Genomic DNA, 11,356 nt, shown 5'->3' with positions numbered 1-11,356 from the left:
GGCGGGGCAGGGTGTGACGCATTTCCTGGAGCTGGGTCCGCAGAGTGTTCTCGCGAGCATGGTCCGGGAGAACCTGGACGACGGCTTCGACGGTCTTGTGACGTCGGTGCTGCGCAAGGACCGTCCGGAGCCGGAGGCGTTCGTGGCGGCGTTGGCGGAGGCGTGGACGCGGGGCCTGCCCGTCGAATGGGACCGCCTGTTCCGGACCAGTGGCACTCGGCACGTCGACCTGCCCACCTACCCCTTCCAGCACCAGCGCTACTGGCTCGAACCGGCCCGTCCCGCAGTCGACGCCGCCGGGCTCGGTCTCGCCACGGCCGGGCACCCGCTGCTCGGTGCCGCCGTGCACCTGGCCGACGACCGGCTCGTCCTCACCGGGCGGCTGGCGGCGGACGGCCATTCGTGGCTCGCCGACCACGCGGTGGCCGGGACGGTGCTGCTGCCGGGGACCGCGTTCGTGGAGCTCGTCCTGCGGGCGGGTGAGGAGGCGGGCTGCGGTGTCGTCGAGGAACTGACGCTGGAAGCACCGCTCGCGCTGCCCGAACGCGGGGCGGTGCAGATCCAGGTCGAGGTCGGTGCGCCGCAGGAGTCGGGTGCGCGGTCCGTGACGGTGCACGCGCGCGCCGAGGGCGCCGCCGACGTGCCGTGGACGCGGCATGCGAGCGGTTCCCTCGCCACGGGCGGGCCCGCGCCCGCCGCCGAGGACACCGCCTGGCCGCCGCCGGGTGCGCAGCCGGTGGACCTGGCCGGGTTCTACGAGGGGCTGGCCGCCGCCGGTTACACGTACGGGCCCGCCTTCCGCGGCCTGCGTGCCGCCTGGCGGCTCGGGGACGAGATCCTCACCGAAGTCGTGGCGGACGACGACCACCGCGCCGAAGCCGGTGATTTCGGGCTGCACCCGGCGCTGCTCGACGCGGCGCTGCACGGCATGCTGCTCGACGTACCGGGAGGCGAGGACGCCGCGCTGCGGCTGCCGTTCTCCTGGAGCGGGGTCCGCCTGTACGCCGAGGGCGCCACGGCGCTCCGGATGCGGCTGCAGCCGGTGGGCGGCGACACCGTACGCGTGAACGTGGCCGACACCGCGGGGCTGCCGGTGGCCGCGATCGAGGCGCTCAGCCTGCTGCCGGTCTCCGCCGGGCAACTGGAGCGAACCCGGACGGCGGACAACGACAGTCTCTTCCGCGTCGCCTGGACGCCCCTCACCGCCGACCACGAACCGCCGCGGTCCTGGGCCGTGCTGGGCACTCCGCACTCCGACGACGAGGCCGCCGCCACGGTCTACGCCGACCTGGGCGCGCTGGCCGCTGCCGTCGCCGACGGCACGCCCGTGCCGGAAACCGTGCTGCTGCCGGTTTCGCCGCGCAGTTCCGTGGTGACCGCCGAGCGGGTGCGTGAGGAGACGACGCGACTGCTCACGCAGGTGCAGCGGTGGCTGGCCGAGCCGGCGTTCGACGGCGCCCGGCTCGTGATCGTCACCCACGGCGCGATCGCCGTCCGCCGGGGCGAGGACGTCCCGGACCTCGTCCATGCCGGGGTCTGGGGACTGGTGCGGTCCGCGCAGGCCGAGCACCCGGGGCGGCTCGTCCTCGTCGACGTCGACACGGACGTCGGCGCCGTCGACGAGGACACGCCGGTCATCCCGGCCGTGGCCACCGGCGAGGAGCAGATCGCCGTACGCGACGGTGAACTCCTCGCCCCGCGCCTGACGCGCCGCACCGGCAGTGCCCTGCTCACCCCGCCCGACGACGTTCCCTGGCGGCTCGACACACCCGGCGACGGCACCCTGCAGAGCCTGGCCCCGGTGCCGTTCCCCGAAGCGGCCGCACCCCTCACCGAGGGACAGGTGCGGATCGCCGTCCGCGCGGCCGGCCTCAACTTCCGCGACGTGCTGATGGCGCTCGGCATGTACCCCGACACGATCGTGCTCGGCAGCGAGGCCGCGGGCGTCGTCACCGAGGTCGGTCCCGGGGTGACGGACCTGCGGGTCGGCGACCGGGTGATGGGCATGGTGCCCCACTCCTTCGCCGCGGTCACCGTCGCCGACGCCCGGATGATCGTGCGCGTTCCGCGGGGCTGGTCGTTCGAGCAGGCCGCGTCGGTGCCCGCCGTGTTCCTGACCGCGTACTACGCCCTCGTGGACCTCGCCGGTCTCCGGCGTGGCGAGCGGGTCCTGGTGCACTCCGCGGCCGGCGGTGTCGGCATGGCCGCCGTGCAACTGGCCCGACGCCTGGGCGCCGAGGTGTTCGGCACGGCGAGCGAGGGCAAGTGGGACGTACTGCGCCGGGAGGCGCGCCTGGAGGCCGCCCACTACGGCTCCTCCCGGTCGACCTCCTTCGAGGAGCGCTTCAAGGCCGCGACCGGTGGCAGGGGCATGGACGTGGTCCTGGACTGCCTGGCCGGTGAGCTGGTCGACGCCTCGCTGCGGCTGCTGCCGCGCGGCGGCCGGTTCGTCGAGATGGGCAAGACCGACATCCGCGACCCCGAGCAGATCGCCCGCGACCACCCGGGTGTGGCCTACCGGGCCTTCGACCTGATGGAAGCCGGGCCGGAGCGGATCGGGGAGATGCTGCGGGAGTTGGTCGGGTTGTTCGAGGCGGGTGTGCTGCGGCCGTTGCCGGTGCGGGCGTGGGATGTCCGGCGTGCTGCGGAGGCGTTCCGGTTCATGAGCCAGGCCAGGCATACGGGCAAGCTCGTGCTGACGGTTCCGCAGGGCTGGGATGTGGGGGGCACGGTTCTGGTCACGGGTGGGACGGGGACGTTGGGTGCGTTGGTGGCGCGGCATCTGGTGGTTGTGCACGGGGTGCGGCATCTGGTGCTGACGAGTCGGCGGGGTGTGGATGCGCCGGGGGCTGTGGAGCTGGTCCGGGAGTTGGGCGGCTTGGGGGCCGAGGTGCGGGTGGTGGCTTGTGATGTGGGGGATCGTGGGCGGTTGGCGGAGGTGCTGGCGGGGATTCCGGTGGGGCGTCCGTTGCGGGGGGTGGTGCATGCGGCGGGTGTGGTGGATGACGGTGTGATCGGTTCGTTGGACGGTGGGCGGGTGGCTTCGGTGATGCGGCCGAAGGTGGATGCGGCGTGGAATCTGCATGAGTTGACGCGTGAGTTGGATCTGTCGGCGTTCGTGTTGTTCTCGTCGGCGGCGGGTGTGGTGGGTAGTGCGGGGCAGGGCAACTATGCGGCGGCGAACACGTTTCTGGATGCGTTGGCGCAGTTCCGGCGGTGTCGTGGGTTGCCGGGGGTGTCGTTGGCGTGGGGGCAGTGGGCCGAGTCCAGCGGTATGACCGGCACCCTCGACGCCACCGACCTCGCCCGGCTCGGACGGTCCGGGTTCCTGCCGATGAGCAACGAAGAGGGACTCGCCCTCTTCGACGACGCCCTCCGGCAGGACGAACCACTCCTCGCCACCGTGCGTCTCGACCTGTCCGCCCTGCGCGAGAAAGCCCGCGGCAGCGCCTTGCCCGCCGTGCTCAAGGGACTCGTCCGCACCACCGGACGACGCGCCGCGACCACGGACGCCCGGACGGCCGCGACGGACGGGAACGGAGTGCCGCCGGCGCAACGCCTGGCCGCGCTCCCCCAGGCCGAGCGCCGGCACGCCCTGCTCGACCTCGTGCGCACGAACGTCGCCGTCGTCCTCGGCCACGGCACACCCGGCGCGATCGGATCCGAGCGCGGCTTCAAGGAGCTCGGCTTCGACTCGCTGACCGCCGTCGAACTCCGCAACCGCCTCACCACCGCCGCCGGGCTGCGCCTGCCCCCCACGCTGATCTTCGACTACCCGACGGTCGGCGCACTCGCCGCCCACCTGCTGGCCGAACTGGCCCCCGCGGAGCAGCCGACGCCCACCGGGGACCTGCTCGCCGAACTCGACCGCCTCGAGTCCGCCGTCCTGGCCGCCGACCCGCACGGCCCCGGACACGACCAGATCGCGGCCCGCCTTGAGGAGATGCTGCGCCGCTGGCAGACCGCGGCCACCCCGCCCGGCGAACCGGCGGAGGACGCGGACCGGGTCGCCGACCGCCTCCAGTCCGCCTCCGCCGAAGAAGTCCTCGACTTCATCCAGAACGAGCTCGGCGTGAACTGACCGTCGACCATGCGCCCGTCGCCCAGCGCACGACCCACCCCCAGCAATGCCAGGACAAGAAGCCAGGAATCCCAGGAACGCCGGGAAAGCCAGGGAAGGACGCGCCGCAATGGCGAACGAGGACAAGCTCGTCGAATCCCTCAAGCGGGTCGCAGCCGAACTGCACGAGACCCGGCAGCGGCTCGCCGAAGCCGAGAACCGGGGCAGCGAACCGATCGCACTCGTCGGCATGGCATGCCGCTACCCCGGCGGCGTCCGCTCGCCCGAGGACCTGTGGGACCTGGTGGCGCAGGGCCGCGACGCCATCTCCGGCTTCCCCACCGACCGCGGCTGGGACCTGGACGAGCTCTACCACCCCGACCCCGACCACCCCGGCACCACCTACACCCGCTCCGGCGGATTCCTCCACGACGCCCCGGACTTCGACCCCGGACTCTTCGGCATCTCGCCGCGCGAGGCCCTGGCCATGGACCCGCAGCAGCGGCTCCTGCTGGAAACCTCCTGGGAGGCCCTGGAGGCCTCCGGGCTCGACCCGCTCTCCCTCAAGGGCACCCGCACCGGCGTCTACGTCGGCGCCGCCACCCCCGCCTACATCGTCGGCGGCCACAACTCCCAGAACGGCGCCGAGGGCTACTCCCTGACCGGCACCTCCGGCAGCGTCGTCTCCGGCCGCCTCGCCTACCACTACGGCTTCGAGGGCCCGGCCGTCACCGTCGACACCGCCTGCTCCTCCTCCCTCGTCGCCCTGCACTGGGCCTGCCAGGCCCTGCGGCAGGGAGAGTGCACCATGGCCCTCGCGGGCGGCGTCAGCGTCATGTCCGTACCCGGACTCTTCGTCGAGTTCAGCCGCCAGCGCGGACTGTCGTCCGACGGCCGCTGCAAGGCCTTCGCCGCCACCGCCGACGGCACCGGCTGGGGCGAGGGCGTCGGCGTCATCGTCCTGGAGAAGCTCTCCGACGCCCTCCGCAACGGCCACCGCGTCCTGGCCGTCATCCGCGGCTCCGCCGTCAACCAGGACGGCGCCTCCAACGGCCTCGCCGCCCCCAACGGCCCCTCCCAGCAGCGCGTCATCCGCGCCGCCCTCGCCAACGCCCGGCTGCGCCCGCGCGACATCGACGCCGTCGAGGCACACGGCACCGGCACCACCCTCGGCGACCCCATCGAGGCCCAGGCCCTCCTCGCCACCTACGGCCAGGACCGCACCGACGGCCGGCCCCTGTGGCTCGGCTCCCTGAAGTCGAACATCGGCCACACCGCGGCCGCCGCGGGCATCGCCGGGGTCATCAAGATGGCCATGGCCCTCCGCCACCGCACCCTGCCCAAGACCCTCCACATCGACGCCCCCACCCCGCACGTCGACTGGCAGGCGGGCGCGGTGGAACTCCTCACCGAGGCCCGCGACTGGCCCGCCGCGTCCGACCACGACCGGCCCCGCCGCGCCGCCGTCTCCGCCTTCGGCATCAGCGGCACCAACGCCCACCTCGTCCTCGAAGAGGCCGCGCCCCTCGCCCGCCCCCAACCCCGACCGGCCCCGGCCGCCGTACCACTGGCATCCGGCGCACCCGTCCCGTGGCCCATCGCCGCCCACAGCGCCGACGCCCTGCGCGGCCAGGCCGCCCGGATACGCACCTTCGCCGCCGCGGACGCGCCCCGGCCCGCCGACACGGCCCTCTCCCTGGCCACCACCCGCGCTGCCCTCCCCCACCGAGCCGTGATCATCACCGCCGACACCAGCGCACGCCGCGACGCCCTCGACCGCCTGGCCGCGGCCGAGACCACACCTCACGCCGTCCAGGGGACCGCGGGCATCGAGGGCGACACGGTCTTCGTGTTTCCCGGTCAGGGGTCGCAGTGGGCGGGGATGGCGGTGGAGTTGTACGGGGCTTCGCCGGTGTTCGCCGCGCGGCTGGAGGAGTGTGCGCGGGCCCTCTCCGAGTATGTGGACTGGTCGTTGCTGGATGTGCTGCGCGAGGTTGAGGGGGCGCCTGGTTTCGACCGGGTGGATGTGGTGCAGCCCGTGTTGTGGGCGGTGATGGTGTCGTTGGCGGAGTTGTGGCGGTCGGTGGGGGTGGAGCCTGCCTCGGTGGTGGGCCACTCGCAGGGCGAGATCGCGGCGGCCGCTGTTGCCGGGGTGCTGAGTCTGGAGGACGCGGCGAAGGTGTCGGCTCTCCGTGCCCGCGCGCTGATCGCTCTGGCGGGGCGGGGTGGGATGGTGTCGGTGGCGGACACCGCGGACGCCGTGCGGGAGCGGGTTGCTTCCTTCGGTGACCGGTTGGCTCTGGCTTCGGTGAACGGTCCGCGGTCCACGGTCGTCTCCGGTGATCCTGAGGCGTTGGACGGGCTGTTGGCGGCCTGTGAGGCGGACGGTGTGCGTGCCCGGCGCATCGACGTGGACTATGCCTCGCATTCCTCCCAGGTGGAGTCGATCCGGGACGAGGTGATCGGTCTGCTGGAAGGGATCAGGCCGCGCACCGCCGAGGTCCCGTTCTTCTCCACCGTCACCGGTGCTTTCGTCGACGGTCCGGAGCTGGGGGCGGAGTACTGGTACACGAACCTGCGCACCACGGTCCGTTTCCAGGAGGCCGTGGAGGGGTTGTTGGCGCGCGGGCATGGTCTGTTCGTCGAGTCGAGTGCGCATCCGGTGCTGACGATCGGTGTGCAGGAGAGCATCGATGCCTCCGGGGCGAGCGCGGTGACTCTGGGCACCCTGCGTCGTGACGAGGGCGGCCCGCGGCGCTTCCTGGCCTCCCTCGCCGAGGCCTGGGTGCACGGCGCCAAGGTCGACTGGCAGGCGCTGCTCGCCGGGCACGACGCCGTGCGGGTGGACCTGCCCACCTACGCCTTCCAGCGCCGACGCTTCTGGGCCGAGCAGTCCGCCGGTGACGCCCAGGTGGCGGCCGCGGGGCTCGCCGAGGCGGGGCATCCGCTGCTCGGGGCCGCGGTGCGGGTCGCGGACGAGGACCGCCACGTGCTCACCGGCCGGCTGTCGCTGCAGAGCCACCCGTGGCTCGCCGACCATGCCGTGGCGGAGACCGTGCTGCTGCCCGGTGCCGCGTTCGTCGAACTCGCCGTACGCGCCGGGGACGAGGCCGGATGCGGTCTGCTGCGCGAACTCACCCTGGAGGCGCCGCTGCTGCTGCCCGCGAGCGGTGCGCTCCAGCTCCAGGTGGTCGTGGGTGCACCCGCGGAGAACGGCGACCGGGCGGTCACCGTCCACTCCCGCCCTGCGGACGACGCCGACGCGCCGTGGACGCGGCATGCGACCGGGTCCGTCGCGCGCACCGCGGCCGGTGCGGGGGAGGAGCTGACGGAATGGCCGCCGCCGGGTGCCGAGTCCGTGGAGCTGGGCGGGTTCTATGAGAACGCGGCAGAGACCGGATATGCGCACGGGCCCGCGTTCCAGGGGCTGAAGGCCGCCTGGCGGCAGGGGGCAACCATATGGGCCGAGGTGGCCCTGGCCGCCGAACAGGCCGAAACGGCAGGCAAGTTCGGGATCCACCCGGCGCTGCTCGACGCCGCCCTGCACGCCGCTCTGCTCGGCGGATCCGTCGACGGCATGCGGCTGCCCTTCGAGTGGAGCGGGGTGTCCCTGCACGCCACCGGCGCCACCGCGCTGCGCGTCCGGATCGACACGGCGGACTCCGGCACGCTGACCCTGCACCTGGCCGACCCGGCCGGCCGCCCCGTGGGCACCGTCGACGCGCTCGGCCTGATGCCGGTGACCGCCGACCACCTCACCGGGCCGGGCACGGTACCCCTGTACCGCGTGGCCTGGACCGACGCCGCACTGCCGGAGACGGCGGCCGACGGCGACCGGGCCGAACTCGGCGGCGCGCGCTTCCCCGACCTGGCCGCACTGATCGCTGCCCTGGACGACGGCGCCGACGCGCCCTCCCACGTCGTCGTCACCCCCCACACCCCGGACTCCGCCACCGACCTCGCGCAGCGCGCCCGGACGGCCACCGCCGACCTGCTGCACCTGCTCACCGCGTGGCTCGCCGAGGAACGGCTCGCCGCCTCACGGCTCATCCTGACCACCTCGGGCGCCGTCCGCGCCCGGGACACCGACAGCGCGCCCGACCCGGTCCAGGCCGCCATGTGGGGGCTGGTGCGCTCGGCGCAGTCCGAGAACCCCGACCGCATCCAGCTCGTCGACCTCGACGGCACCCCGGCCTCCCACGCGGCCCTCGACCGTGCCGTCGCCACCGGCGTTCCCCACCTCGCCCTGCGGGACGGCACCCCGGCCGTTCCCAGGCTGGTCCGCGCCGAACCCGGCACCGGCACCGTCGACTGGGGCGACGGGACGGTTCTGGTCACGGGTGGGACCGGGGCGCTGGGTGCGCTGGTGGCGCGGCATCTGGCGGGTGAGCACGGGGTGAGGCGTCTGGTGCTGACGAGTCGGCGGGGTGCGGAGGCGCCGGGTGCGGCTGACCTCGTCGATGAGCTTCGTGCGTTGGGTGCGGAGTCGGTGGAGGTCGTGGCATGTGATGTGGCGGAGCGGGATGCGGTGGCGGCGTTGTTGGGGTCGTTGCCGGGTCGGTTGTCCGGGGTCGTGCACTGCGCGGGTGTGCTGGACGACGGTGTGGTGGGGTCGTTGACGGCGGAGCGGCTGGATGCGGTGATGCGTCCGAAGGCGGACGCGGCCTGGCATCTGCACGAGCTGACCCGTGACGCCGGCCTGGACGCCTTCGTCCTCTTCTCCTCCGTCGCCGGTGTGTTCGGCAACCCCGGGCAGGGCAACTACGCCGCCGCCAACGCCTTCCTCGACGCCCTCGCCGAACAACGGCACGACCAGGGACTGCCCGCGCTGTCCCTGGCCTGGGGACTGTGGGAGCAGTCCAGCGGCATGCTGGCCCACCTCGACGGCGGCGACTCCGAAACGGCGGCACGGGCCGGCGTCCTGCCACTCACCACGGCACAGGGACTCGCGGCCCTGGACGCGGCCACCGCTTCCGGCGACACCCTGCTCGTACCGGTCCGCCTGGACCACGCCACCTTGCGCACCCGGGCTGCCGCGGGACTCCTGCCCGACCTGCTCAGCGGATTCGTCCGCACCCCCGCGCGTCGTACCGCCGGGACCTCCGCCGACGGCGACACCTCGGCGCTCGCCCAGCGGCTGGCCGGCCTCGCCGAGCCGGAGCGCGAACGCCTCGCCCTCGACGCCGTACGCGACACCGTCGCGGCCGTCCTCGGCCACGCCGACGGCAGCGCCATCGAGCCCGACAAGGCGTTCAAGGAGCTGGGCTTCGACTCCCTGACCGCGGTCGAGCTCCGCAACCGCCTCACCGCCCTCACCGGCCTGAAGCTCCCCGCCACCCTGGTCTTCGACCACCCCACACCCGACACCCTCGCCCGTTACCTCCTCACCGGCCTGGTCGGCCCCGGCACCCGGGCGACCCCGGCCGCCCGCACGACGGCCCGCGCCGCGGCCGCCGACGAGCCGATCGCCATCGTCGGCATGGCCTGCCGCTACCCCGGCGGAGTCACCTCCCCCGAAGACCTGTGGCGCCTGGTCGCGGAAGGCCGCGACGCCGTCGCCGAGTTCCCCGACGACCGCGGCTGGGACCTCGACACCCTCTACGACCCCGAAGGACAGCGCCCCGGCAGCTCGTACACCCGCTCCGGCGGCTTCCTCCGCGACGCCGCCGACTTCGACCCCGACCTGTTCGGCATCTCCCGTCGCGAAGCCGTCACCATGGACCCCCAGCAGCGGCTCCTGCTGGAGACCTCCTGGGAGGCCTTCGAACGCGCCGGGCTCGACCCCCTCTCCCTCAAGGGCAGCGACACAGGCGTCTTCGCCGGGGTCATGTACCACGACTACGCCACCCACGTGGAGCACGCCGCCGACAGCGCCGAGGGCTACCTGCTCACCGGCACGTCCGGCAGCGTCGTCTCCGGCCGCGTCGCCTACACCTTCGGCCTGGAGGGCCCCGCCGTCACCGTCGACACCGCCTGCTCCTCCTCGCTGGTCGCCCTGCACCTCGCCGCGCAGGCCCTGCGGCAGGGCGAGTGCTCCCTCGCCCTGGCCGGCGGCGTCACCGTCATGGCCACACCCGGCGTCTTCATCGAGTTCAGCAAGCAGCGGGGACTGTCCCCGGACGGCCGCTGCAAGTCCTTCTCCGCCTCGGCGGACGGCACCGGCTGGTCGGAGGGCGTGGGCGTGCTGCTCCTGGAACGCCTGTCGGACGCCCGCCGCAACGGTCACCGGGTGCTCGCGGTCGTACGGGGTTCCGCCGTCAACCAGGACGGCGCCAGCAACGGCCTCACCGCCCCCAACGGCCCCTCCCAGCAGCGCGTCATCCAGCAGGCCCTGGCGGCGGCACGACTGAACCCGGCGGACGTCGACGCCGTGGAGGCGCACGGCACCGGCACCACCCTCGGCGACCCGATCGAGGCGCAGGCGCTGCTCGCGGCCTACGGGCAGGAGCGCGCCGACGACCGGCCGCTGTGGCTCGGGTCCATCAAGTCCAACCTGGGCCACGCGCAGGCCGCGGCGGGTGTGGCGGGTGTGATCAAGATGGTGATGGCGATGCGGCGGGGTGTGTTGCCGCGGACGTTGCATGTGGAGGAGCCGTCACCGCACGTAAACTGGTCGGCGGGTGGGGTGCAGCTGCTGACGGAGGCGGTGCCGTGGCCGCAGGAGGGGCGTCCGCGGCGCGCGGGTGTCTCCTCCTTCGGAGCCAGCGGGACCAACGCCCACGTCATCGTGGAGCAGGCCTTGGACGAACCGTCGGCGGCACGGCACGGCGACTCCCCGGGTGAGGTCTCCGGCCTGGTGCCGTGGGTGGTGTCGGGGCGTGGCGCCCAGGCACTGCGGGACCAGGCCCGACGGCTGCGCGAGTACGCCGGTCAGGCGGCGGATCCTGCTGCGGTGGGGGCTGCTCTGGTGCGGTCGCGGGCTGCGTTGGAGCGGCGGGGTGTGGTGCTGGCGCGGGATGTGGAGGGGTTCCGTGCTGGGTTGGGTGCGCTGGCTGAGGGTGTGCCGGTGGCGGGTGTGGTTGAGGGTGTGGTGCGTGCGGGTCGGGTGGGGTTGTTGTTTTCGGGGCAGGGGGCGCAGCGGGTTGGGATGGGGCGGGAGTTGTATGGGGCGTTTCCGGTGTTCGCGGCGGCGTTCGATGAGGTGTGTGGGTGTTTCGGTGTGCCTTTGAAGGAGATCGTGTTCGGCGGCGGTGGTGGTGACGGCGGTGATGGTGGTGGGGGTGTGGATCGGACGGAGGTGACGCAGCCGGCGTTGTTCGCGGTGGAGGTGGCGTTGTTCCGGCTGGTGGAGTGGTT

The 11,356-nt window shown here is 73.6% G+C and carries 2 protein-coding genes; both read left to right on the top strand.

Going from position 1 to position 11,356, the window contains the following annotated elements:
* Positions 1 to 13: 13 nt before the first annotated feature.
* Positions 14 to 4,081 (top strand): SDR family NAD(P)-dependent oxidoreductase, encoded by a 4,068-nt coding sequence (locus VKA29_RS21705; RefSeq protein ID WP_324787566.1) that lies wholly within the window; start codon positions 14 to 16, stop codon positions 4,079 to 4,081.
* A gap of 109 nt (positions 4,082 to 4,190) precedes the next feature.
* The coding region (locus tag VKA29_RS21700; RefSeq protein WP_324787565.1) for a type I polyketide synthase at positions 4,191 to 11,356 on the top strand (7,166 nt) is incomplete at its 3' end.

Source organism: Streptomyces sp. H51 (genome assembly GCF_035656535.1).
GTDB lineage: Bacteria > Actinomycetota > Actinomycetes > Streptomycetales > Streptomycetaceae > Streptomyces.
Note: the sequence above shows the minus strand (reverse complement) of the source record. Positions and strands in the feature narration are given on the sequence as shown.